At 71.0% G+C, this 25,220-nt stretch carries 18 protein-coding genes; 5 read left to right on the top strand and 13 right to left on the bottom strand.

Annotated features, from left to right (window positions below; genetic code table 11):
* Positions 1-61: 61 nt before the first annotated feature.
* A complete protein-coding gene (gene pruA / locus JGS39_RS14950; RefSeq protein WP_219569505.1) occupies positions 62-1,693 on the bottom strand; it encodes an L-glutamate gamma-semialdehyde dehydrogenase in 1,632 nt (543 codons plus the stop codon).
* 38 nt (positions 1,694-1,731) lie between these two features.
* A complete protein-coding gene (locus tag JGS39_RS14945; protein WP_219569504.1) occupies positions 1,732-2,658 on the bottom strand; it encodes a proline dehydrogenase family protein in 927 nt (308 codons plus the stop codon).
* A gap of 189 nt (positions 2,659-2,847) precedes the next feature.
* Here JGS39_RS14945 and JGS39_RS14940 point away from each other — a divergent pair, with 189 nt between their 5' ends.
* Entirely contained in the window at positions 2,848-3,990 is a 1,143-nt protein-coding gene (locus JGS39_RS14940; RefSeq protein WP_219569503.1) for a PucR family transcriptional regulator, read from the top strand.
* A gap of 41 nt (positions 3,991-4,031) precedes the next feature.
* Here the strand turns inward: JGS39_RS14940 and JGS39_RS14935 are convergent, their stop codons facing one another.
* The 7 genes from JGS39_RS14935 to JGS39_RS14905 form a co-directional block, all read right to left on the bottom strand.
* Positions 4,032-4,643 carry a TetR/AcrR family transcriptional regulator gene (locus JGS39_RS14935; RefSeq protein WP_219569502.1) on the bottom strand — a complete coding sequence of 204 codons (612 nt, stop codon included), beginning with the start codon at positions 4,641-4,643 and terminating at the stop codon, positions 4,032-4,034.
* 78 nt (positions 4,644-4,721) lie between these two features.
* Complete coding sequence (serA, locus tag JGS39_RS14930; protein WP_148020974.1) at positions 4,722-6,314, bottom strand: phosphoglycerate dehydrogenase; 1,593 nt, start codon at positions 6,312-6,314, stop codon at positions 4,722-4,724.
* A 273-nt stretch (positions 6,315-6,587) separates the two neighbouring features.
* Positions 6,588-7,589 (bottom strand): ketol-acid reductoisomerase, encoded by a 1,002-nt coding sequence (ilvC, locus tag JGS39_RS14925; RefSeq protein ID WP_219569501.1) that lies wholly within the window; start codon positions 7,587-7,589, stop codon positions 6,588-6,590.
* A gap of 108 nt (positions 7,590-7,697) precedes the next feature.
* Positions 7,698-8,225 carry an acetolactate synthase small subunit gene (gene ilvN, locus JGS39_RS14920; protein WP_148020972.1) on the bottom strand — a complete coding sequence of 176 codons (528 nt, stop codon included), beginning with the start codon at positions 8,223-8,225 and terminating at the stop codon, positions 7,698-7,700.
* Positions 8,226-8,248: 23 nt separating this feature from the next.
* A complete protein-coding gene (locus JGS39_RS14915) occupies positions 8,249-10,105 on the bottom strand; it encodes an acetolactate synthase large subunit (protein ID WP_219569500.1) in 1,857 nt (618 codons plus the stop codon).
* Between the two features lie 217 nt (positions 10,106-10,322).
* Complete coding sequence (locus JGS39_RS14910) at positions 10,323-13,154, bottom strand: putative bifunctional diguanylate cyclase/phosphodiesterase (RefSeq protein ID WP_219569499.1); 2,832 nt, start codon at positions 13,152-13,154, stop codon at positions 10,323-10,325.
* 284 nt (positions 13,155-13,438) lie between these two features.
* Positions 13,439-14,401, bottom strand: a complete 963-nt coding sequence (locus JGS39_RS14905; RefSeq protein WP_219569498.1) for a 2-hydroxyacid dehydrogenase — start codon at positions 14,399-14,401, stop codon at positions 13,439-13,441.
* Positions 14,402-14,513: 112 nt separating this feature from the next.
* On the opposite strand from JGS39_RS14905, the gene JGS39_RS14900 reads away from it, so the two are divergent.
* From JGS39_RS14900 to JGS39_RS14890, 3 genes are all read left to right on the top strand, one after another.
* Positions 14,514-15,470, top strand: coding sequence for an aldo/keto reductase (locus JGS39_RS14900; RefSeq protein ID WP_219569507.1), 957 nt, complete (start codon positions 14,514-14,516; stop codon positions 15,468-15,470).
* Between the two features lie 178 nt (positions 15,471-15,648).
* Positions 15,649-16,878 carry a PQQ-dependent sugar dehydrogenase gene (locus tag JGS39_RS14895; protein ID WP_219569497.1) on the top strand — a complete coding sequence of 410 codons (1,230 nt, stop codon included), beginning with the start codon at positions 15,649-15,651 and terminating at the stop codon, positions 16,876-16,878.
* A gap of 96 nt (positions 16,879-16,974) precedes the next feature.
* Complete coding sequence (locus JGS39_RS14890) at positions 16,975-17,253, top strand: DUF6191 domain-containing protein (RefSeq protein WP_219569496.1); 279 nt, start codon at positions 16,975-16,977, stop codon at positions 17,251-17,253.
* Between the two features lie 96 nt (positions 17,254-17,349).
* Here JGS39_RS14890 and JGS39_RS14885 read toward each other — a convergent pair whose 3' ends face one another.
* From JGS39_RS14885 to JGS39_RS14870, 4 genes are all read right to left on the bottom strand, one after another.
* Positions 17,350-20,502, bottom strand: coding sequence for a helix-turn-helix transcriptional regulator (locus tag JGS39_RS14885; protein WP_219569506.1), 3,153 nt, complete (start codon positions 20,500-20,502; stop codon positions 17,350-17,352).
* Between the two features lie 57 nt (positions 20,503-20,559).
* Positions 20,560-20,742, bottom strand: coding sequence for a hypothetical protein (locus JGS39_RS14880; RefSeq protein WP_219569495.1), 183 nt, complete (start codon positions 20,740-20,742; stop codon positions 20,560-20,562).
* 215 nt (positions 20,743-20,957) lie between these two features.
* Positions 20,958-21,659, bottom strand: coding sequence for a hypothetical protein (locus JGS39_RS14875; RefSeq protein WP_219569494.1), 702 nt, complete (start codon positions 21,657-21,659; stop codon positions 20,958-20,960).
* 80 nt (positions 21,660-21,739) lie between these two features.
* Positions 21,740-23,971, bottom strand: coding sequence for an MMPL family transporter (locus JGS39_RS14870; RefSeq protein ID WP_219569493.1), 2,232 nt, complete (start codon positions 23,969-23,971; stop codon positions 21,740-21,742).
* 307 nt (positions 23,972-24,278) lie between these two features.
* Between JGS39_RS14870 and JGS39_RS14865 the strand changes: the two genes are divergently transcribed.
* Positions 24,279-25,220, top strand: a 942-nt coding sequence (locus JGS39_RS14865; RefSeq protein ID WP_219569492.1) for a serine/threonine protein kinase, incomplete at its 3' end; no start/stop codon positions are given.

Here is a 25,220-nt window from a genome sequence, read left to right as displayed (position 1 = left end):
CGGACGCGGTCCGGTGCGTGCCGGGGCGTGGACGCCCGGTCAGAGGCGGCCCGCCACGCTCTTAGCCCTGGTGGGGGTAGGTGTACTCGGTCGGCGGGACCAGCGTCTCCTTGATGGCCCGGGTCAGGGTCCAGCGCTGGAGGTTCTGCGGGGCGCCCGCCTTGTCGTTCGTACCCGAGGCACGGCCGCCGCCGAAGGGCTGCTGGCCGACGACGGCGCCGGTCGACTTGTCGTTGATGTAGAAGTTGCCCGCGGCGTACCGCAGCTTCTCCATCGTGTACGCGGCCGCGGCACGGTCGTTCGCGATGACGGCACCGGTCAGGGCGTAGTCGGAGACCGACTCCATCTGCTCCAGCATCTCGTCGAACTTGTCGTCCTCGTAGACGTGGACCGCGAGGATCGGGCCGAAGTACTCGGTCGTGAAGACCTCGTTCGAAGGGTCGCTGCACTCGATGACGGTCGGGCGGACGAAGTAGCCCACCGAGTCGTCGTATGTGCCGCCCGCGATGATCGTGCACGCCGGGTCGGCCGCGGCGCGGTCGATGGCGGCCTTGTTCTTCGCGAACGAGCGGTCGTCGATGACGGCGCCCATGAAGTGCGACAGGTCGGTGACGTCGCCCATCGTGATGGAGTCGACCTCGGCCGCGAACTTCTCCTTGAAACCGGAGTTCCAGATGGAGGCCGGGACGTAGGCGCGCGAGGACGCCGAGCACTTCTGGCCCTGGTACTCGAAGGAGCCGCGGGTCAGCGCGGTCTTCAGGACGGCGTGGTCGGCCGACGGGTGGGCGACGACGAAGTCCTTGCCGCCGGTCTCGCCGACGAGCCGCGGGTAGGTGCGGTAGTTGGCGATGTTGTTGCCGACCGTCTTCCACAGGTGCTGGAAGGTGGGGGTCGATCCGGTGAAGTGGATACCGGCCAGGTCGCGGTGGTTCAGGGCCACCTCGGAGACGGCGATGCCGTCGCCGGTCACCAGGTTGATGACGCCCTTGGGCAGACCGGCCTCCTCCAGGAGCTGCATCAGCAGCACGGCGGCGTGGGTCTGCGTCGGGGACGGCTTCCAGACCACCACGTTGCCCATGAGGGCCGGGGCGGTGGGCAGGTTGGCCGCGATGGCCGAGAAGTTGAAAGGCGTGATCGCGTAGACGAAGCCCTCCAGCGGGCGGTGGTCCATGCGGTTCCACACGCCGGCGGAGTTCGCCGGGGGCTGCTCGGCCAGGATCTGGCGCGCGTAGTGCACGTTGAAGCGCCAGAAGTCGACGAGCTCACAGGGGCAGTCGATCTCGGCCTGCTGGGCGGTCTTGCCCTGGCCGAGCATCGTGGAGGCGGCCAGCGTCTCGCGCCAGGGGCCGGAGAGCAGCTCGGCGGCGCGCAGGATGATGGCGGCGCGGTCGTCGAAGGCCATCGCGCGCCAGGCCGGGGCGGCGGCGAGGGCGGCGTCGACCGCGTCCTGCGCGTCCTGCTCCGTCGCACCGGCATACGTGCCGATGACGGACTTGTGGTTGTGGGGCTGGACGACGTCGAAGCGCTCGCCGCCACCCATCCGCTTCTCGCCGCCGATGGTCATCGGCAGGTCGATCGGGTTCTGGCTGAGCTCCTTGAGCTTCGCCTCCAGGCGGGCGCGCTCCGGGGAGCCCGGGGCGTAGGAGTGGACCGGCTCGTTGACCGGCGCGGGGACCTGGGTGACAGCGTCCATGGTTTCCGTAGCTCCTTAAGTAGAGAGGTGGAGGGGGCTCAGCCCTTGGTGAGGATGGAGCGGCCGAAGAACAGCAGGTTGGCCGGCTTCTCCGCGAGGCGGCGCATGAAGTAGCCGTACCAGTCGGTGCCGTACGCGGTGTAGACGCGCATGCGGTGGCCTTCGGCCGCGAGCCGGATGTGCTCGTCGCTGCGGATGCCGTACAGCATCTGGAACTCGTACTCGTCGAGCTTGCGGCCGGCCTTGCGGCCCAGCTCCTGGGCGATGGCAATCAGGCGGGGGTCGTGGGACCCGATCATCGGGTAGCCCTCGCCCTCCATCAGCGTCTTGAGAATGCGGACGTACGCCTTGTCGATCTCGGCCTTGTCCTGGTAAGCGACCGAGGCGGGCTCCTTGTAGGCGCCCTTGACGATGCGCACGCGGCTGCCCGCGGCGGCCAGGCGGCGGGCGTCGTCCTCGGTACGGAAGAGGTAGGCCTGGATGACGCATCCGGTCTGCGGGAAGTCCTTCCGCAGTTCCTCGTGGATGGCGAACATCGAGTCGAGGGTGGTGTGGTCCTCGGCGTCCAGGGTGACCGTGGTGCCGATCGCGGCGGCGGCCTCGACGACCGGGCGGACGTTGGCGAGGGCCAGTTCGTGGCCGCCGTCCAGCGCCTGGCCGAACATCGACAGCTTGACGGACATCTCGGCCCTGGTGCCCAGGCCGAGCTTCTCCAGGCGGCCGACGAGCTCCAGGTAGGCGTCGCGCGCGGCGGCGGCCTGCTCGGGGGTGGTGATGTCCTCGCCGACCACGTCGAGGGTGACTTCGAGGCCCTTGTCGGCGGCGTCCTCGATGATGGGGACGACCTGCTCGACCGTCTCACCGGCGATGAACCGGTCGACGACCTGCTTCGTGCCCGGCGCTGCCGAGATGAAACGGCGCATCTTGTCGCTGCGTGACGCGGCGAGAATCACGGGACCCAGCACGGGGCACCTCCACGGAAAGTACGAACGAAGGCCGAACCGCCCTGAGTACCCGATAGGGAACAGAAGCGGTACAGCACGGAGAACCACCGTGAAATCTAAGGATCCCTCCGATCCTGTGCCATCGACAGCTGTCACGCATCCGTGCCCTGGATCTCAGACATATGTCTGAAGGGGTGCGAGAATGGCCGGGTGAAGGGCGATTACCAGGAGCTGGTCGACGAGATCTCGGCGCTGCTAGGCGTCCCCGCGACGCTGGAGAACCGGGATTTCGGCCTGGTCGCCTTCGGGGCCCACGACAGCGACGACGACACGGCGATGGACCCGGTCCGTACCCGTTCGATCCTGACCCGCCGCTCGACCCCGGCGGTCCGCGCCTGGTTCGAGAACTTCGGCATCACCCGCGCCACCGGCCCCGTCCGCATCCCGGCCGCCCCGGAGGCCGGTGTCTACCGGGACCGGATCTGTCTTCCCGTACGCCATCGGGGTGTCGTGCTCGGTTACGTATGGCTGCTGGACGCCGACCCCGGGCCGACCGACCAGCAGCTCGACGCGGCGATGGACGTGGCGGCCCGGATCGGTGCGCTGCTCTCCGACGAAGCGCGGGCGGGAACCGATCTGTCCCGGGAGTTCGGGGCGGTCCTCACGGCGGGGCCCGGCTGGCAGCGCGACATGGCGGTGGCCGCGCTCGCCGAGGCGCTCGGGCCGGACGCGGAGGGGCTGCACACCGTGGTGTGCGTGACCCCGTGGCCGGACGACCCGCCGTCGGTGCCCACGGTGCCGTCGGCCGCGGCCCTGTCCGGCGCCCCTTTCCCGGGCGGTGCGGGAGACCCGGCCCTGGCCGCGCTGGTCCGGCTGCGGTCGCACGACGTCCTGGACCCGGCCCTCACCGCCGCCGACCGGCTGCGCACCACGGCGGGACCCGGCGCCACCGCGGGGATCGCGGTCCCCCGCCGCGGCCTGGCGGAGCTGGCGGACGCCTGGCACGAGGCATCGGCCGCGGCGCGGGCGGCAGCGGCGGAGAAACGGTTCGGCCCGGTCGCCGAGTGGTCGGCCATCGGCCCCTACCGCCTGCTGACCGCGCTCACCCCCGATGCTGTGGCGGACCACACGGTCCGCCCGCTGCTCACCCCGCAGCACCGGGACCTCGCCCGCACCGCCGAGGTGTTCCTCGACTGCGCGGGCCAGGCCTCCCGGACCGCGGCCGAGCTGGGCATCCACCGGCAGACGCTGTACTACCGCCTCTCCCGGGTCCAGCAGCTCACCGGCCTGGATCTGAACGACGGCGAGGACCGGCTGCTGCTGCACATGGCGTTGAAGGCCGCCCGGCTCTGAGCCGGGCTCACGCGCGCGCCCAGCGTGTCCGGACGAGAGCCCTACGGGGAATGCTCCTGGCCCTTGGCACGCTCCCGGCCCGCCAGGACCGCCTTCAGTCCGTCCGTCAGATCCTGCGCCGACGGCGCCGAGTCGCGGTCCATCATCCACTGGACCATGACCCCGGCGAGCAGCGCCTGACAGAACAGTCCGGCCACCCGCGCCTTCTCGGGTTCGGTCTCCGGGTCGATGCCCAGCATGTTCTCCGCCAGCCCGTTCCGGCCCTCGCGCTGCGGGCCGGCCAGAGCCTTCTGCAGTTCGGGGTCGGTGTCGATCCTGGAGATGACCTCCATCTGGAGCTGCCAGACCGACCGGGTCTGCTCGTAGCTGCCGATCACCCGCTCCCAGGTTTCACGGAACTGGTCGAGCGGGGCCCGGGAGCCGTCCTCACCGCCGACGGCCCTCTCGGGTTCATCGGTCAGCACATCGCCCCACTCCTCCGTCACCTTGATGAACGCGAGGTTGAGCAGGGCCTCCTTGGAGCCGTAGTGGTAGCCGATGGAGGCGAGGTTCGTCCCGGAGGCCGCAACGATGTCGCGTGCCGTCGTCCGGGCGTACCCCTTCTCCAGCAGGCAGCGCTTGGCGCCTTCGAGCAGATCCTCACGATGTCCCATGACAGCAGCGTACCCGGCATGCAGACGTGCGTGTAAGACACACGTCTAGATGCCGGGTACGGAGACCGCGGGACGGGCTCAGTCGGTCAGGTTCACCGAACGGGCCGAGGCCGCGCCGATCTCGGCCGAGATCTCGGTGAGCACCGACGCCGGGACGTCGTCGTCGACGGTGAGGACGACCAGCGCCTCGCCGCCCACGTCGGCCCGGGAGACCTGCATGCCGGCGATGTTCAGCCCGGCCTCGCCGAGGATCTTGCCGACCGCGCCGACGACGCCGGGACGGTCCTGGTACCGCAGGACGACCATGTGGTCGGCCAGCGCCAGGTCCACGTCGTGCTCGCCGATCGCGACGATCTTCTGGAGGTGCTTGGGGCCGGCCAGCGTGCCGGAGACCGCGACCTCCTGGCCGTCGGCGAGCGTGCCGCGGACCGTGACCACGTTGCGGTGGTCGGGCGACTCGGAGCTGGTGGTGAGGCGGACCTCGACACCGCGCTCCTGCGCGAACAGCGGGGCGTTCACGTACGACACGGTCTCGTCGACGACGTCCTCGAAGACGCCCTTGAGCGCGGAGAGTTCGAGCACCTTCACGTCGTGCTGGGTGATCTCGCCGTACACCTCGACGTCGAGGCGGGCCGCGACCTCGCCCGCGAGCGCGGTGAAGATCCGGCCGAGCTTCTCGGCGAGCGGGAGGCCCGGACGGACGTCCTCGGCGATGACGCCGCCCTGGACGTTGACCGCGTCCGGCACGAGCTCACCGGCGAGCGCGAGGCGCACCGACTTGGCGACCGCGATGCCGGCCTTCTCCTGGGCCTCGTCCGTGGACGCGCCGAGGTGCGGGGTGCAGACGACCTGGTCGAACTGGAACAGCGGGGAGTCCGTGCAGGGCTCCTTGGTGTACACGTCGAGACCGGCGCCGGCGACGCGGCCCTCCTTGAGGGCGGAGGCGAGCGCCTCCTCGTCGACGATGCCGCCGCGCGCGGCGTTGACGATGCGCACCGAGGGCTTCACCTTGTGCAGCGCCTCGTCGCCGATCAGGCCGAGCGTCTCCGGGGTCTTGGGGAGGTGCACGGTGATGAAGTCGGAGACCTCCAGCAGCTCGTCCAGCGAGAGGAGCTTGACGCCCATCTGCGCGGCACGCGCGGGCTGGACGTAGGGGTCGTACGCGACGATCTTCATGCCGAAGGCCGACATGCGCTGGGCGACCAGGACGCCGATGCGGCCGAGGCCGACGACGCCGAGGGTCTTCTCGCTCAGCTCGACGCCGGTGTACTTGGAGCGCTTCCACTCGCCGTTCTTGAGCGCGGTGTTGGCCTGGGGGATGTTGCGCGCCGTGGCGACGAGCAGACCGCAGGCGAGCTCGGCGGCGGTGACGATGTTGGAGGTCGGTGCGTTCACGACCATCACGCCGGCCTTGGTGGCCGAGGAGACGTCGACGTTGTCCAGACCGACGCCCGCGCGGGCGACGACCTTCAGCTTCTTCGCGGCGGCGATGGCCTCGGCGTCGACCTTGGTGGCGGAACGCACCAGGATGGCGTCGACATCGGCGATCGCGGGGAGGAGCTCGGCGCGGTCCGCGCCGTTGCAGTGCCGGATCTCGAAGTCCGGTCCCAGGGCGTCCACCGTGGCGGGCGACAGCTCTTCAGCGATGAGTACGACAGGTTTCGAGCTCACGTGAGTCCTCACAGATCCAGTGCGGACGGCCGTCCCGACGGCCGCAGGCGGTGGAGGGGCTTGCCGCGTGGAAGACGCACGACACTGTGGGCCTGACGCGTGTATGTGTGGAGAAGTGTAGTCATGCGCGAGGACGCATACTGCGCCCCGTTGGAAGGATCACCCACAAGAGGCTGGACGACTTGTACACACGTACGACGCCGCCTCTTCCAGCGGTGAAGCAGGAACAACGCCTGAGGGGCGGGTCCGGGACCCGCCCCTCAGGCATCGGTGTTACTTGTCGTCGTCGTTGACCCAGCTCATGAGCTTGCGCAGCTCACGGCCGGTGGTCTCCAGCAGGTGGTCGCTGTCGGCCTTCTTGTACTCGTTGTACTTGGGCAGACCGTTGTGGTACTCGGCCATCCAGGCGTTGGCGAAGGTGCCGTCCTGGATCTCGGTGAGGACCTTCTTCATCTCGGCCTTGGTGGCGTCCGTGATGATCCGCGGGCCGGTGACGTAGTCGCCCCACTCGGCGGTCTCCGAGATGGACCAGCGCATCTTCTCCAGGCCGCCCTCGTACATGAGGTCCACGATGAGCTTCAGCTCGTGGAGGCACTCGAAGTACGCGATCTCCGGCTGGTAGCCGGCCTCGGTCAGGGTCTCGAAACCGGCCTTCACCAGGGCGGCGGTGCCACCGCAGAGGACGGCCTGCTCACCGAACAGGTCGGTCTCGGTCTCCTCGGTGAAGGTCGTCTTGATGACGCCGGCGCGGGTGCCGCCGATGCCCTTGGCGTACGAGAGGGCGAGCTCCAGGCCCTTGCCCGTGGCGTCCTGCTCGACGGCCACGATGCACGGAACGCCGCGGCCCTCCTCGTACTGGCGGCGGACCAGGTGGCCCGGGCCCTTGGGGGCGACCATGCAGACGTCGACGCCGGCCGGCGGCTTGATGAAGCCGAAGCGGATGTTCAGGCCGTGGCCGAAGAACAGCGCGTCGCCGTCCTTGAGGTTGTCCTTGACGGACTCCTCGTAGACCTGGGCCTGGATCGGGTCCGGAACCAGGATCATGATGACGTCGGCCTCGGCGGCGGCCTCGGACGGGGTCACCACGCGCAGCCCCTGCTCCTCGGCCTTGGCCTTGGACTTGGAACCCTCGTGCAGACCGACACGGACGTCGACACCCGAGTCGCGCAGCGACAGCGCGTGGGCGTGGCCCTGGCTGCCGTAACCAAGGACCGCGACCTTGCGGCCCTGGATGATGGACAGGTCGGCATCGTCGTCGTAGAACAGCTCGGCCACTGGGTCTTCTCCTTGGTGTGCAGGTGTTGCGTCCCACCGTACGGCGGGGTGCGTCAGTTACGTTTTCGGGTCTCGCCATGCGAGCGGCGCGGCGTGCCCCGGAATGATTTATGCCGTGCGGTCGAGGGCGCGCAGTGACCGGTCGGTGATCGAGCGCGCGCCGCGCCCTATGGCGATGGTGCCGGACTGGACGAGCTCCTTGATGCCGTACTGCTCCAGCATCTTGAGCATCGCCTCCAGCTTGTCGGCGCCGCCGGTCGCCTCGATCGTGACGGCCTCCGGGGAGACGTCCACGGTCTTGGCGCGGAACAGCTGGACGATCTCGACGATCTGGGAGCGGGTCTCGCTGTCGGCGCGGACCTTCACCAGGACGAGCTCACGCTGGATCGCAGCGGCCGGCTCGAGTTCGACGATCTTCAGGACGTTGACCAGCTTGTTGAGCTGCTTGGTCACCTGCTCCAGCGGCAGGTCCTCGACGTTCACGACGATGGTGATGCGTGAGATGTCGGGGTGTTCGGTGGTACCGACCGCGAGCGAGTCGATGTTGAAGCCGCGGCGGGAGAACAGGGCGGTGATCCGGGCGAGGACACCGGGCTTGTTCTCGACCAGGACGGAGAGCGTGTGCTTGGTGGACATGGAAGTCGGTCTCTCTCTGTCTCTCAGTCGTCTTCGTTGTCGCCGAAGTCGGGGCGGACGCCCCGAGCTGCCATGACCTCGTCGTTCGAGGTGCCGGCGGCGACCATCGGCCACACCATGGCGTCCTCGTGGACGATGAAGTCGATGACCACAGGGCGGTCGTTGATCGAGTTGGCCTCGGCGATGGCCTTGTCCAGGTCGGCCGGGTCCTCGCAGCGGATCGCGTAGCAGCCCATGGCCTCGGACAGCTTGACGAAGTCGGGCACCCGGGTGCCCTTGGCCGCGTTGCCGTCTGTGTCGGCGCCGGAGTGCAGCACGGTGTTGGAGTACCGCTGGTTGTAGAACAGGGTCTGCCACTGGCGGACCATCCCGAGAGCGCCGTTGTTGATGATGGCGACCTTGATCGGGATGTTGTTGAGCGCGCAGGTGGTGAGTTCCTGGTTGGTCATCTGGAAGCAGCCGTCGCCGTCGATCGCCCAGACCGTACGGTCGGGCATGCCGGCCTTGGCGCCCATCGCGGCCGGGACCGCGTAGCCCATCGTTCCGGCGCCGCCGGAGTTCAGCCAGGTGGCGGGCCGCTCGTACTGGATGAAGTGCGAGGCCCACATCTGGTGCTGGCCGACGCCCGCCGCGAAGACCGTGCCCTCGGGTGCGAGTTCACCGATCCGCTGGATGACCTGCTGCGGCGAGAGGCTGCCGTCCTCCGGCAGGTCGTAGCCGACCGGGTAGGTCTCGCGCCAGCGGTTGAGGTCCTTCCACCATGCGGCGTAGTCGCCGGTGTGGCCCTCGGTGTGCTCGGCCTGGACCGCCTGGACCAGGTCGGCGATGACCTCGCGGGCGTCACCGACGATCGGGACGTCGGCCGCGCGGTTCTTGCCGATCTCCGCCGGGTCGATGTCGGCGTGGACGATCTTGGCGTACGGGGCGAAGCTGTCCAGCTTGCCGGTGACCCGGTCGTCGAACCGGGCGCCGAGGGCGACGATCAGGTCGGCCTTCTGCAGCGCGGTGACGGCGGTGACCGAACCGTGCATACCGGGCATTCCCACGTGCAGCGGGTGGCTGTCGGGGAAAGAGCCGAGCGCCATCAGCGTGGTGGTGACGGGCGCTCCGGTGAGCTCGGCCAGCACCTTGAGTTCGGCGGTGGCCCCGGCCTTCATGACGCCGCCGCCCACGTACAGCACCGGGCGCTTGGCCTGGGTGATGAGCTTGGCGGCCTCACGGATCTGCTTGGCGTGCGGCTTGGTCACCGGGCGGTAGCCCGGCAGGTCCATGACCGGCGGCCAGCTGAAGGTGGTCTTCGACTGGAGGGCGTCCTTGGCGATGTCGACGAGGACCGGACCCGGACGGCCGGTGGAGGCGATGTGGAAGGCCTCCGCGATCGTGTGCGCGATGTCCTCGGCGCGGGTGACCAGGAAGTTGTGCTTGGTGATCGGCATCGTGATGCCGCAGATGTCGGCTTCCTGGAAGGCGTCCGTACCGATGGCGCCGGAGGCCACCTGGCCGGTGATGGCGACCATGGGCACGGAGTCCATGGCCGCGTCGGCGATCGGGGTGACCAGGTTGGTGGCACCCGGGCCCGAGGTGACCATGCAGACGCCGACCTTGCCGGTGGCCTGCGCATAACCGGTGGCCGCGTGACCCGCGCCCTGCTCGTGGCGGACCAGGATGTGGCGAACCCGGGTGGAGTCCATCAGCGGGTCGTACGCCGGAAGGATGCAGCCGCCAGGGAGGCCGAATACGGTGTCGGCCCCGACTTCCTCGAGAGAACGGATGAGGGACTGCGCGCCCGTGACGTGCTCAACGGTGGCGGACGACGATCCGCCGTTACGGGCCCGCGGCTGGGGATGGTGGGCCCCGGTGGCCTGCTCGGTCATCGGCATTCTCTTCTCGAAGCTGAGGGTTTTTGCGAGTGTTTTGCGATGGTTTGCGTGGTGCCGGTGCAACAAAAAACCCCTCGTGCCGTGAGGCAAGCGAGGGGAGCGCGTCGGTGCGGTCTGCAGAGTGTCATCGAGGAACTCTGCTTCAGCCGACGCGCTTTCCAAGTACGAGAATTCGGGTGCGCATGGCATTGACCCTCTCTCCGACGCACTCGACGTGTCAAGTGGGTGGGACGGGCGTCTCAGCATGTGATCCGGTCAGGAGGGGGATGGAACCGCCCGCGAGGACCGGCTGAACGGCCGGGCTGCCGGGCACCGGGAACTCGCCGCGGACCAGGGCGCGGCGCAGCCGGTACTCGTCCAGCGGCCCGGAGAAGGCCATCCCCTGGCCGTGCGTACAGCCCATGGCGCGCAGGGCGAGGACCTGTTCGGGGACGTCGACACCGTCGGCCACGGACTGCAGGCCCAGGTCGCAGGCGATCCGCAGCAGCCCGCTGGTGATCTTGTGCAGCCGGGCGGACTCGACGACACCCTCCACCAGGCCGCGGTCCAGTTTCAGTACGTCGATGGGGAGCCGGCGCAGGGCGTTGATCGCGGCGTAGCCGCTGCCGAAGCCGTCGAGCGCGATGCGTACGCCGAGACGCCGCAGGGCGACCAGGCGCTGTTCCAGTTCGTCGAAGGAGACCCGGGGGTCGCTGTCCGCGACCTCGATCATCAGGGCCCCGGACGGCAGCCCGTACCGCGTCAGCAGCGCCTCGACGGAGCCGAACGGCATTCCCTTGTCGATCAGCCTGCGGGCGGACAGCCGGACGGCCACGGAGACCTGGTGGCCGGCCCTGGACCGGTCGGCGGCCTGCTCGACGGCCTCTTCGAGGAGCCAGCGGCCCAGTTCCGCGGTGCGGTCGCTGTCCTCGGCGACGCGGAGGAACTCGGCGGGCGTGAAGAGGATGCCCTGGGCGGAGCGCCAGCGGGCCTGGGCGGCGACGGCGGCGACGGTGCCGCTGGCCAGATGGACCACGGGCTGGTGCAGCAGCGCGAACTCGCCGTCCCGCAGGGCGGTGCGCAGCCGGGCCGCCAGCTCGGAACGGCGCACCACCTCGGCCTGCATCTGCGGGGCGTACAGCTCGACGCGGTCCTTGCCGCCCGCCTTGGCGCGGTACATGGCCAGGTCGGCGTTGCGCATGAGGTCGTTGGGGGTGATGCCGGGCTCGGCGAAGGCGACACCGATGGACGCGGTGACCCGGACCTCGCCGGCGCCGATGCGGTAGGGCTGGGAGAGCGTGAGGCGCAACCGGTCGGCGATCTCGTGGACCTGGTACTCCCGGGCGCTCTGGTCGTGTCCGCCGTCGCCGACGATGAGGGCGGCGAACTCGTCCCCGCCGAGGCGGGCGGCGGTGTCCCCCGCCCGGACGGATTCCTGGAGGCGGCGGGCGGCCTGGATCAGGAGCTCGTCGCCCGCCTGGTGGCCGAACCGGTCGTTGGCCGCCTTGAAGCCGTCAAGGTCGATGAAGAGCACGGCGGTTCCCGCGTCGCCCGCGCGCCGGCCGCCCAGCGCCCGGCGGACCCGGTCGGTGAAGAGCGCGCGGTTGGGCAGGTCGGTGAGCGGGTCGTGCTCCGCGTTGTGCTGTAACTGGGCCTGGAGGCGGACCCGTTCGGTCACGTCGCGGCTGTTGAGGATCAGGCCGCCCTGGTGGCGGTTGACTGTGGACTCGACGTTCAGCCATTCGCCGGTGCCGGAGCGGAAGCGGCACTCGATGCGGGTGGTGGGTTCCTTGCCTGGCGGGGCGGCGAGGAACTTCCGCACTTCGTGGACCACCCGGCCGAGGTCGTCGGGATGGATGATCGAGGAGAGCTCCGCGCCGACGAGGTCGTCCGCCTCGCGCCCGTAGACACCGGCGGCGGCGGGGCTGACGTAGCGGAGTATGCCGGTCGGGGCGGCGATCATGATGACGTCGCTGGAGCCCTGAACCAGGGAGCGGAAGTGATTCTCCTTCTGGGCCAGTTCCTGGGTGAGGGCGATGTTGTCGACGAGCATGATGCCCTGCCGCACGACGAGCGCGAGCACCACCGTGCACCCGGTGAAGACCACGACGCGGTCCACCCGGCGGCCCTCGATGACGTTGTAGAGAATGCCCAGCGTGCAGACGGCGGCGGCCAGATACGGCGTGAGCGCGGCCAGCGAACCGGAGATGGGGCGGCTGGTGGTACGGGACGCGAGCCTGTCGGCGTCGTCCTCGTCACGGGCGACGCCCCAGGGGGCGTAGGCGAGGAGCAGCGAACCGGCGAACCAGCCGGCGTCGAGCAACTGGCCGGACCGGTAGGTCTGGCGCAGCAGCGGCGAGGTGAACAGCGCGTCGCACAGGACCGTGAGGGCCAGGGCGGCGATGGCGGTGTTCACCGCGGCACGGTTGACGCTGGAGCGCCGGAAGTGCAGGGCGAGCACCATGGAGACCAGCACGATGTCGAGCAGCGGGTAGGCCAGCGAGAGAGCCGCGCGGGCCACGCTGACGCCCTCCACGTCCGCCAGGTGCGCGGTGTGGGCGAGGGCGAGGCTCCAGGAGAGCGTGAGCAGCGATCCGCCGATCAGCCAGGAGTCGAGAACCAGGCAGACCCACCCGGCCCGGGTGACAGGGCGTTTGGCGAGGACGAGCAGGCCCACGATGGCGGGCGGCGCGAAGCACAGGAAGAAGAGGTCGGCCAGGGAGGGGCTGGGCACCTCTACCTCGCGCACGCACTCGTACCAGCCCCAGACCGCGTTGCCCGCCGCTGCCATCAGGGAGGAGAGCGAGAACAGCAGCCAGGCCGGCCGGAACCTGTTGTCCGCCGAGCGCGCGAACAGGAAGCAGGAGACGGCGGCGACCAGGGCGGCCGCGCTCAGGCCGAAGTCCCCCATGAACAGGGCGAGTCGCGCCGAGCCCCAGCCCACGGCCGCACCCACCCCGTATCCGGCGCAGACGAGTCCGATGAGGAGCCGCGGGAGGAACGCGGGCGCCCGGCCGACGACATGCCGGCGGGCCAGGAATGCCGCGCGGGCGCTCGCCGGCGCGCTCACCGGGGTGCCCCGAATGTCGCCGGACGGCCGCGGCGCCGGCGCACCGGACGCACTGTCGGCAGCCGTCGGCCGCCCTGCCGTGTCGGATCGTTCGCCCATCGCCCGTACATCGCCCTCGCCCCCCTCGCGTGTGGCTTCCTCCCCGGCGCCACCCCTTCCACGGCGCAGCCCCCCTTTCGGGACGATACACCAGAGTGGTCACACAGGGACATAGTTCCTCTACTCTCCGTGACGGCCTGCGGTGTTGTCGGGACACAGAGGAACGGAACGTGCCCGTAGCGTGTTCAGCCGGTGGTGCGCACGACGTTGTGCACCGGCTCCCCCGCGGCGAAACGGCTGAGCTGTCCGGCCAGCAGTCGCTTGGCGCGCGGCAGGAACGCCGAGGTGCTGCCGCCCACATGCGGAGTGATGAGGACGTTCGGAGCATGCCAGAGGGGATGGCCGGAAGGGAGCGGTTCCGGGTCCGTGACATCGAGGGCGGCGCGCAGCCGGCCGGACTCGAGCTCGGACAACAGGGCCTTGGTGTCGACGACACCGCCGCGGGCCACGTTCACGAGCAGCGCCCCGTCCGGCATCGCGGCGAGGAAGTCCGCGCCGACCAGCCCCTGCGTGGAGGGGTTCAACGGGGTGGACAGGATGACGACATCGGCCTCGGGCAACAGCGCGGGCAGGTCGTCGAGTGTGTGTACGGGGCCGCGTGCGGTTGTCCGTGCGGAGCGTGCGACGCGCGCCACCCGCGCGCACTCGAAGGGCGCGAGCCGGTCCTCGATCGCGGAGCCGATCGATCCGTAGCCGACGATCAGCACGGACTTGTCGGCGAGGGCGGGGTAGAAGCCGGACCGCCACTCCTCCTTGTCCTGGCCGTGCACGAATCCGGGGAACCCGCGCAGCGAGGCGAGGATCAGCGCGAGGGTCAGCTCGGCCGTGGACGCCTCGTGGACGCCCTTGGCGTTGCAGAGCCGTACGCCCGCGGGCAACAGGCCGAGGCCCGGCTCCACATGGTCGATGCCCGCGGAGAGCGTCTGCACGACCTGGACACCGCTCATGCCGTCGAGCGGGCGGACCGCGACCGCCGGCCCCTTCATGTAGGGGACGACGTAGAAGGCGCAGTGGGCGGGGTCGGCGGGGAAGTCCTCTCCGCCGTCCCAGAAGCGGTAGTTGAGGCCCTCGGGGAGTCCCTCGATCTCGTCGGCCGGGAAGGGCAGCCATACGTCGGGGACAGGGGCGGATCGCGTGGTGGAAGTCATGGTCAGGAGGCTATGCGAAGCCCGGCGGGGCGCAGAGGTTAGTTTGGGGGTGCGGTGCGAGGGAGGGTTCGGGGAGTTGGAGCGCAGAAGTCTCGGTGCGGCGGCGCTCGCCGTGGGCGCCGTCGGTCTCGGCTGTATGCCGATGAGCTGGGCGTACAGCGCCTCGCGGCAGCGCGGTGACGAGGCGTTGCGCGCGGTGCACGCGGCGCTCGACGCGGGTGTCGACCTGTTCGACACCGCCGACATGTACGGGCCGTTCACCAACGAGCTGCTGGTGGGGCGGGCGTTGAAGGGACGCCGTGAGCAGGCCTTCCTCTCCACCAAGTGCGGTCTGCTGGTGGGCGATCAGCACATCGTGGCCAACGGCCGTCCCGGCTATGTGCGGCGGGCCTGTGACGCCTCGCTGCGGCGGCTGCAGACGGATGTGATCGATCTGTACCAGCTCCATCGGGCCGACCCCGAGGTGCCCGTCGAGGAAACCTGGGGCGCGATGGCGGAACTCGTGAACGCGGGAAAGGTCCGGGCGCTCGGGCTGTCCGCGGTCGGGGCCAGGGCCGCTCGCCGGCGGGGAGCGCGGACGCACGACGAAACGATCCGGCAGCTGGAGCGGGTCCAGCAGGTCTTTCCGGTGAGTGCGGTGCAGGCGGAGCTCTCCGTGTGGTCCCCGCAGGCGTTGGAGGCCCTGGTGCCGTGGTGTGCGGCGCGCGGGGTCGGGGTGCTGGCCGCGATGCCGCTGGGCAGCGGCTATCTGACGGGCACGCTCACTCCGGGGCAGGGTTTCGAGCCGGAGGACCTGCGGGCCAGGCATCCGCGGTTCACCGCCGAGATGATGGCCGCGAACCAGCCGGTGGTCGTGGGGCTGCGGCGGATCGCGGAGCGGTACGGGGCGACACCGGCGCAGGTGGCGCTGGCCTGGGTACTGCGCCAGGGGCCGCAGATCGTGCCCGTGCCGGGGACCAAGCAGGAGCGGTGGGCCGTCGAGAACGCGGGGGCGGCCGGGCTGACGCTGACGGACCGGGACCTCGACGAGATCGACCGGCTTCCGGCCGCACGGGAGTCGTGGGACTGAGCGCCCCCGCACCGCATCGGCGTGTGAAGTTTGATCGCCGAGCGAGAAAGTACCCGGGCTTCGGGAACCCTGGGCGCGGCCGCGGTGTAAGAACAGGGGACAGGCGGTCGTCGAAGGGGTCGGTGCTGTGCGCGGTGCGAGGTTCGGATCTGTGCGGGAACCGGTGGGGCGTCGCGCGATGCCCCGCGGGAATGGCAGGGGTGCGCGGCGGGGCGCGGTGGCCGTGCTGGCGGCCGGCGCCCTGATGCTCACCGCGGGGTGCTCCTCGCAGGAGGGTGCCGAGAGCACGGCGGGCCAGGGTGCGAGTTCACCGGCCGGCTCCCCCGCGGCCCCGTCCGGCCGGGCGGCCTCGCCTTCCACGTCGCCGTCGGCCTCGCGTCCCGCGGCCGGTCTGCCGCCCGCGAAGGGCTCGGTGAAGGTGGTGTCGACCCTCACGGAGGGCCTGGAATCGCCGTGGGGTCTCGCGAAGCTGCCGGACGGCGATCTGCTGGTGGGCTCGCGCGACAAGGGGACGATCACCCGGGTCGACGCGAAGAGCGGCAAGAAGACGCTGCTGGGCACCGTGCCGGGGGTGGCGGCGGCGGGTGAGGGCGGGCTCCTCGGCCTCGCGGTCTCCCCCGACTACGGCACGGACCACCTGGTGTACGCGTACTTCACCACGGCGTCGGACAACCGCATCGCCCGCATGCTCTACGACGAGGACGGGACGACTCCCGGTCAGCTGCTGGGCGCTCCCGACACGATTCTGCGGGGCATCCCGAAGGGCGCCATCCACAACGGCGGCCGGATCGCCTTCGGCCCGGACCGCATGCTGTACGCGGGCACGGGCGAGACGGGGGACGACGGCCGCGCGCAGGACAAGCAGTCGCCGGCCGGCAAGATCCTGCGGATGACCCCGGACGGTGAGCCGCTGCACGGGAATCCGCAGGCCGACTCCGTGGTGTATTCGTACGGTCACCGCAATGTGCAGGGGCTGGCCTGGGACGGTCACAAGCAGCTGTGGGCGGCCGAGTTCGGCCAGGACACCTGGGACGAGCTGAACCGGATCGTGCCGGGCGGGAACTACGGCTGGCCGGAGGCCGAGGGCAAGGCGGGCGAGGCCGGTTTCCTTGATCCCGTGGCACAGTGGAAGACGTCGGAGGCGTCCCCGAGCGGCATCGCCTTCGTCAAGGGCTCGATCTGGATGGCCGGTCTGCGGGGTGAGCGGCTCTGGCGGATCCCGCTGTCCGGTACGGCGGACAAGGAACCTCTGGCGGCACCCCAGTCGTTCCTGGAGGGGAAGTACGGCCGTCTGCGCACCGTGCTCGCGGCGGGCGGCAACAAGCTCTGGCTCGTGACGAGCGAGACGGACTCACGTGGCACCCCGAAGCCGGGGGACGACAAGATCCTGGTGGTCGAGGTGCGGTAGGGCTTCTCGACCGAGAGGTCCTGGTAGTCGAGGTGCGGTAGGGCTTCTCGACCGAGAGGTCCTGGCGGCCACAGCCGGCGGAAGGGTGGGCGGCCCGTGTTCAACTTCTTCGAGGAACTCTTCGCACCCGGTCGCAAGCACACCGCCGAGGAGCAGAGGCGGCTGGAGCTGACCCGGGTGGATCTCGGCGTCGGCGACCCCGCGCGCGGCCCCATCGATCTGACCTCGGGCAAGGTCGTGGTCCGCCGCCGTGACGAGGACGGCGACGGGGGCCCCGGCGAGCCGGACGGGGACGGCGACGAGCCGGACGGCGGATCCGGCGGTGACGGGGGCGGCGGATCCGGCGGTGACGGTGACGGGGGCGACGGGGCCTGACCCGGCGCGGCTCGCCCGCCACGCGCCCGGCCGCCCAGCCGCCCACGCGCCCGGCCCGCCCAGCCGTCCACCCGCCCGGCCGTCCGGAGTGCGGCTCTACGCGTCCTTCGGCATCCGGTACAGCCGCAGCCGGTGGGCCAGTGCGGCCGCCTCGCCGCGGCCCGTGACGCCGAGCTTGGCGAGGATGTTGGAGACGTGCACGCTCGCGGTCTTGGGTGAGATGTAGAGCTCCTCGGCGATTCTGCGGTTGGTGTGGCCGGCGGCCACGAGCCGGTGCACCTCCTGCTCGCGCGGGGTCAGCCCGAAGGACTGCACGGCGGCCGCCGCCGCGGCCCTGAGCTGTTCCTCCGATCGGTCCTGGCCGCCCTGCTCGTCACCGTGGTCCGGAACGGTGACGGCCACCGGGATCTGCTCGCCCGAGCCGGGAGAGGCATCCGGGCCGGGACCGGCGAGGGTGATCCGGGCGCGGCCCGCCAGCAGCTCGATGGTCTCGGTCAGCGGGCGCGCCCCGAGCCGCCGGGCGGTGCTGTGGGCGTCGCGCAGCACCGCGGTGGCCGCGGTCCGGTCGCCTGAGGCTATGAGGAGGGCCTCCGCCCAGCGATGGCGGATCTGCGCCAGTTCGTACGGACGGTGCAGGGGCGCGAAGGCCTCGGCGGCGCGGGACCAGTGGTCCGGGGTGTCGAGGCCTTCGGCCCGGGCCAGTTCGGCCTCGATCAGCACACCGTGGGCCGCCCATACGGGGACGAGTGCCGGCAGTCGCTTGAGGTGGCTGCGGACCAGCGCGAGGATGCCCGGCCGGCCCGGCTCCGTGGCGGGCAGGCCCCGCGCGTCGGCCTCCGCCGCGGCGACGACGTGCAGCAGCGGAAAGGCGTACCGCTGGGTGCCGGGCGGGAAACCCTGCTCCGCCTGGGCCTCGAAGGCCGCCCGCGCCTCGGGCAGCCTCCCCTGCTGCACGGCGATGGTGATGGTGTGGCGGACGCCGTTGATGAGGTGCTGCGGCTGAGGATCGCTGGAGCCGAAGCTCCTTCTGGCCAGTGCCAGTTGCTGTTCGGCATCGGCGAGGTCCCCGCGCGCCAGCGCCACTTCGGTGCGCCGTGCGGCGACGAGGCCCTGGGACTTCCGGGACAGTGCCGTGCGGGAGGCGGCCTCGGTGGTGGCCAGGGACTCGTCCCAGCGGCCGAGGGAGAACAGCGACATCGCCTGGTTGGTGCGTGCCCAGGCCTCCATGTCCGCGACACCGCGGCTGTGGCAGATCCTGATGCCGTGGTCGGCCGCGGTCACCGCTTCCAGCGACCGGCCCATTGCTTCGAGGGTGGAGGGCAGGTTGATGGCCGCCCGGCCCATGACGCCGACGAGACACAGCTCTTCGGCCCGGTCGCGGACGGCGTACAGCTCGGCGATGCCCTCGTCGATGGCCCCGGCGTCCGCGTTCAGCCAGGCGCGGGTCAGCCGTGCGTGCAGCTCGATGGACTCGTCGCCGACCAGCCGGGCGTACTCCACGGCCCGGTCGGCGGCGGCGAGGGTCCCGGCGCCGGGCCGGTGCAGGGCGCCCCAGCCGGCCACGTTCGTCAGGACGTCCGCGTGCACGGCCGACGGGGGCAGGCCGCGGACGAGCTCCTCCGCCGTGGCCAGTTCGTCCCAGCCGTCGCCCCGGGTGAGGTCCTGGACCAGGCGGGAGCGCTGGACCCAGAACCAGGCGGCGCGCAGGGCGTCGTCCTCGTTCTCCAGGATCCGCAGGGCCTTCTTGCAGAGGGCGAGGGACCGTTCACGCTCCCCGCCGAAGCGGGCGGCGACGGTGGCTTCGGCCAGCAGGTCGAGATGGCTCAGCGGGGCGGAACCGTCGCGGCTGCCGCAGGCCGGATAGACCTCGGCGTAGTCGATGGGCCGCAGGGTGGCGCGTATCGCGTCGGGGGCGTCGTCCCACAGCTCCATCGCCCGTTCCAGCAGCCGCAGTTGCTCGGCGTAGGCGTTACGGCGGCGGGCTTCGACCGATGCCTTCAGTACGGCGGGCAGGGCCTTGGCCGGATCGTGCGCCCCGTACCAGTAGCTGGCCAGGCGCGTGGCCCGCTCGCCGTCTCGGACCAGGGTGGGGTCGGCCTCCAGCGCCTCGGCGTAGCGCCGGTTGAGCCGGGAGCGTTCGCCGGGGAGAAGGTCGTCGCTGACGGCTTCGCGGACCAGGGAGTGCCGGAAGCGGTAGCCGTTGCCCTCCGGGGTGGTGAGCAGCAGATTGGCGCCGACGGCTCCGCGGAGGGCCTCGATGAGCTCGTCCTCGGCAAGGCCGGCGACGGCGGCCAGCAGTTCGTACTCGACCGCCGAGCCGCCTTCGGCGACGATGCGGGCGATCCGCTGGGCGCCGTCGGACAGTGCCTCGACGCGGACGAGGAGGAGGTCGCGCAGGGAGCCGGGCAGCCCGGCGGCCCCGTCTCCGCACTCCATGCTGCAGGCGAGCTCCTCGACGAAGAACGCGTTTCCGTCGGAACGCTCGAATATCTCGTCCACCAGGGCGGGTTCGGGCGAACCCGCGAGGATGCCGGTGAGCTGGCGGCGGACCTCGGCCCGGCTGAACCGGGCGAGTTCGATGCGGCGCACGGTGCGCAGCCGGTCCAGTTCGGCCAGCAGGGGGCGCAGCGGGTGGCGGCGGTGGATGTCGTCGGCGCGGTAGGTGCCGATCACGACGAGGCGGCCGCTGCGCAGCGTACGGAAGAGGTAGGCCAGCAGATGCCTGGTGGAGGAGTCGGCCCAGTGCAGGTCCTCCAGGACGAGCACGACGGTGCGGTCCGCGGAGATGCGCTCCAGCAGCCTGGCGGTGAGTTCGAAGAGGCGGGCGGTGCCGTGTTCGTCGGCCGCCTCCCGGCCGGCTTCGCCGAGTTCCGGAAGGAGCCGGGCCAGTTCGCCCTCCTGGCCCGCGCAGGCCGCGGCCATCTCCTCGGGGAGGATGCGGTTCAGGGTGCGCAGGGCGGTGGAGAACGGGGCGTACGGCAGGCCGTCGGCTCCGATCTCCACGCAGCCGCCGACCGCGACGACGGCCCCGCGGCGGGCCGCCACCGCGAGGAACTCCTCGACCAGACGGGTCTTGCCGACGCCCGCCTCGCCGCCGATGAGGAGCGCCTGCGGCTCGCCGCCGCCACCGCCGGACGGGGCGGTGCCGGCGGCGGTGGCGCGGGCGAGCGCGTCGGTGAGCGCGGTGAGTTCACCTGTGCGGCCGACGAACACGGGACTGACTGACCTGGTCTCCACGTCGCCGAGCATCGCACACGGGTCCGACAGCGCGGAGCCGGGAAGCCGGACCGTCACGGTCGCCGGCCCTTACGCGGCGTGCGCGAACCGCTCCCGGTCCGTGCCCGCACTCACCGTCCTCTCGTGTTCCTGGCGCGCGGAACCGCGGGCCGCCGCCTTACGGGCGCGGCGGGCCTCCCGGACGAGCCGCTCGTCGGCGGCGCGGCGGACGAGTTCGGCTGCCCTGATCTTGTGGAGTTCCAGCTCGTACATGTGATTCCCCCTGGGGACGGGCCCGTTGGGCCTCGGTGGCGGCAGTGCTTCTGCCGTGCCACCACTGTCGTCCCCCAGGGGGTGGTGCCGCATCGGGCGAGTTCCGCATCTGCGGCGGCCGGGGGCCTTAGGGAGGGGCTTACGCCACCGCACGGGCCCGCCCCGGGTACTCACCGATGCCTTAGACCGCGCCGGGCGGCGGCGTACGTGAGGTCCTAGCCCGCGGTGGCCGGTGCCGTCGGCAGGGCGACGATGAGGTCGAAGTACATGCACACGGCGATCAGTACGCCCAGCACGCCGAGGGCGATGCCTCCCTTGGCGACCGCGCGGATCCAGCCCGGCTGCGGGTGTGCGGACGGGGCGCCGAACGCCGGCCGGACCAGGACGTAGACGCCGACGAGCAGTGCGAGCAGGCCGAAGAGACCGTTGACCAGCGCGGTGGCGTGCCAGGCGTCACCGTAGATCTCGGAGACCTGCTGGGCGGCCGTGGCGCCGGACGAGGTCTTGAACTGCCCGATCAGCGTCTCGCGCTCGGCGGCGACCCGGCCGCTCCAGGCGCCGCTGAGGGAGACGATGCCGAGCCCGACGGAGACGACGGCCGCCGCGGCGGTGCCGAGGCCCGAGGACTCCTTGTGCGACTCGTCGTCGTCCAGGTCGAGGTCGTCGAGGTCGTCGGCGTGCTGTTCCCGGTCGAGGTCCTGCTCCGCGTCGGCACCGGACTCCGGGCCCGCCTTTTCGAGCCGCGTCGTCGTTCCCCCGGTCGCGGCGGCGTCGGTGACGGCCTGCTCCGTGGTGTTCCCGGCGGTCTTCGCGCCGCCCTTTCCGGCGGTAGTCCTCTCGGCGGTGTTCGCCTCGCCGTCGCCCTCGGCAACGGGGTCGGTGGGAGTGGTGGGGGTCGTGGGGGTCGTGGAGTTCATCTGCCGCACGCTAGGCGGAGCAGATGAGAACCCTCTTAACGGCCCGTCCCCGCCGGGCCTCGGCCCGGATTCCGCGCCGGTCAGTGAACGCGCTGTGCGGCCGCTGTGACCTCGTCGCTCCCGGACTCGCTCGCGTACCTCGCCGGGATCTTCGCTCGCGGGGTTCCGCAGTCGGGCGGTTCGATGCTGATGCGCGGCAGCCGCCGGTCCAGCCAGCCGGGCAGCCACCAGTTGGCTCCGCCCAGCAGGTGCATGAGGGCGGGGACCAGCAGCGTACGCAGGACGAAGGCGTCCAGGGCCACGGCCGCGGCGAGCGCGATGCCGAACATCGCGATGACGCGGTCGCCGCTGAGCACGAAGGCGAGGAAGACCGAGATCATGATCACGGCCGCCGAGTTGATCACCCGGCTGGTCTCGGCCAGGCCGACCCTGACTGCCCGCCGGTTGTCACCGGTCTCCAGCCATTCCTCGTACATCCGGCCGACCAGGAAGACCTGGTAGTCCATGGAGAGGCCGAAGAGCACGGACACCATGATCACCGGCAGGAACGGCTCGATGGGCCCCGCGCCGCCGAGCCCCAGCAGCTCGCTCCCCCAGCCCCACTGGAAGATCGCGACGACGACACCGAACGAGGAGGCCACGGCCGCCACGTTCATCGCCGCGGCCTTCAGCGGGATGCCGACCGATCTGAAGGCGATCAGCAGGAGCAGACAGCCGAGTCCCACGACGACGCCGATGAAGAGCGGGAGCTTGCCGATGATGATCTGCGCGAAGTCGTCGTAGCTGGCCGTCACGCCGCCCACATGGGTCTGGAGCGAGGTGTTCTCGGACGCCTTCGGCAGGACGTCCGTCCGCAGCCGCTCGACGAGCTCGCTGGTCTGCCGGGACTGCGGTTCCGAGTCCGGGACGACGGTGACGTACGCGGTGTCGCCGCTGGAGTTGTACGTCACCGGGTAGGCCCAGGCCACCCCGTCGGTGGCGCGCAGCGTCGCCGGCAGGCCGTCCATCGCGAGCCGGTCGTCGGCACCGTCCAGATGCGCGGCGACGGTCAGCGGGCCGTTGACCCCGGGGCCGAAGCCGTCGGCGAGCAGGTCGTACGCCTGCCGGGTGGTCGAGGACCGCGCGTTGTTGCCCTGGTCGGCGCTGCCCAGGTGGAGCGAGAAGGTCGGGAGCGCGAGGACCAGCATCACGACGGCGGCGAGCGCGCCGAGCATTTTGGGGTGCCGCTCCACGAAGGCGGACCAGCGGGCGGCGAAGCCGGTGGCCGGCTCCGGCTGCGGGCCGTGCTCGGCCAGCCGCCGGCGCTCGCGGCGGTTCAGCGCCCGCATGCCGATGAGGGACAGCAGGGCGGGCAGCAGGGTCACGGAGGCGATCACGGTCAGGACGACGGTGAGCGAAGCGGCGATGGCGACCCCGTTGAGGAAGCTCAGCCTCAGGATCAGCATCCCCAGGAGCGCGATGCAGACGGTGGCCCCGGCGAAGACGACGGCCCGCCCGGTCGTCGCGACCGCGTTCTGCGCCGCCTCCGGCACGGACATACCGCGCCGCAGTCCTCTGCGGTGCCGGGTGACGATGAAGAGCGCGTAGTCGATCCCGACGCCGAGTCCGATGAGCATGCCCAGCATGGGGGCGAAGTCGGCGACGGTCATCACGTGTCCGAGCAGCACGATGCCCGCGTACGCCGTGCCGACCGAGACGAGGGCGGTGGCGATGGGCAGCATGCTCGCGGCGAGCGAACCGAAGGCGAGGAAGAGCACGACGGCGGCGACGACCACCCCGACGGCCTCGCTGAGGTGGGCGCCCGGTGCCTCGGTGAGAGCTATGGCCGAGCCGCCCAGCTCGACCTGGAGGTGTTCGCCCGCGGCGGCCTTCGCGGTGTCGACGACGGCCCTGGCCTGCCCGGCCGGTACGTCGTCCGCCTGCCGGTCGAAGGTGACGGTGGCGTAGGCGGTGTGCCCGTCGGCACTGATCTGCCCGGATCCGGGGTCCGCGTACGGCCCGGTGACGGCGCCGACGCCCGGCAGCCGTTCGACGGCGTGCAGGGTGGCGGTCATCTTCTGGGTGACGTCGGCGGCGCGCACGGTGGAGTCGTCGGTGTGCCAGACGATGGTGTCGGTGTCACCGCCGAGATCCGTGAAGCCGTCCTTGAGCAGCTCGGCCGCCCGCCCGGACTCGGTTCCCGGGGCCTCGTAGTCGTTGGAGTAGGCGGAACCCGCGAACCCCGCTGCGGCCGCCGTGCCGCCGAGGGCGAGCAGCCAGATGAGTACGGCGAGGAGGCGGTGCGTGACGCACCAGCGGGCGATGGCAGCCAAGGGACGTACTCCCTGCGGGTTCGTGGTCTCCACGGAGGTTCGGCAGAACCTCCGTGTGAGAACGCATGACCTTGAGAACCGTCACTCTGGCAGCCAACTGTGATCGTTTGTCCGTTTCGTGGCCTTACTCACAGGGATCAGGTCCACATATGAGCGACATGAGCACCGCCGTACGGCGGAGGTGCACGCGCGGTGGCACCGGTGGAAGGCAGCGGCGCACGGGAGGCCGGCCCCTGCCTCCGTTGACCGGGAAAGCATGGACCCAGCTATCTTATGACTCGTCAATTACCGTCCCTGGGGGGATAGTTTGAACAGTGCGACGCACCACATCGGACCGGATGCGACTCCGGACAGATATCGTCTGCTCAATTCGATCGGACGGGGCGGCGAGGCCGTCCTCTACCGCGCGGAAATAGAGCTCGACGGGGCCCCCGAGACCGTCGTCGTGAAGGTCCTGGACTCCAGGACCACGATCACCATCGAGCAGTTCCAGCGCCTCAGCGCGAAGTGGCAGGAGCAGGCGGAACTGCTGCGGTTCGTGAACCGGCCCGGTGTCGTCGGTGTGCGCGAGCACTTCGAGGGCCCGCCGATCCACGGTGCCGGGGACGCGTCGACCGCTGCCGGGCGGGCCCTGGTCCTGGTCATGAACCATGTGGACGGTCTCGACCTGCGGGACTGGCGCGCCGAGCGGACCCTCGCCAGTCACGCCGAGCGCCGGGAGGTGCTGCGGACACTCGAACAGCTCGCGGACGTCCTTGACTGGCTGCACTCGGGCCGGGCGACGCCGTCCGGGCGCACCGTCGTCCACGGCGACCTGTCCCCCGGCAACGTCATGGTCGACGAGCACGGCCAGGCCACGCTCGTCGATTTCGGGCTGAGCAAGTTGACCGCGGACCATCAGACGGCGGAGGTCTGGTTCACGCCCGGGTACGCCGCCCCCGAGGTCTTCGAAGGCAAGCGGACACCGAACACCGACCGGTACGCGTTCGGCGCGATCGCCTACTTCCTGCTCAGCGGCCAGGCACCGCCCAGCACCCCCGAGCAGCTGCGCGCCGCCCTGCGGGCGCTGCCCCAGGTGGCGGCCGCGGCTCCGGAGCGCTGTGAGCGCATCCTCTCGGTCTGCGCCGCCGAGCCGGCCGGGCGGCCCGAGAGCCTGTCCGCGTGGGTGAAGGACGTGCGCTCGGCCGTGGTGTCGACCACGGTCACGGGTTCCTCGGTGCGGGACGCCGCGGCCGAGCGCACGTCCTTC

This window comes from Streptomyces poriferorum (assembly GCF_019399235.1).
GTDB lineage: Bacteria > Actinomycetota > Actinomycetes > Streptomycetales > Streptomycetaceae > Streptomyces > Streptomyces poriferorum.
The sequence above is the reverse complement of the archived record's forward strand: the minus strand, read 5'-3'. Positions and strand labels throughout refer to the sequence as shown.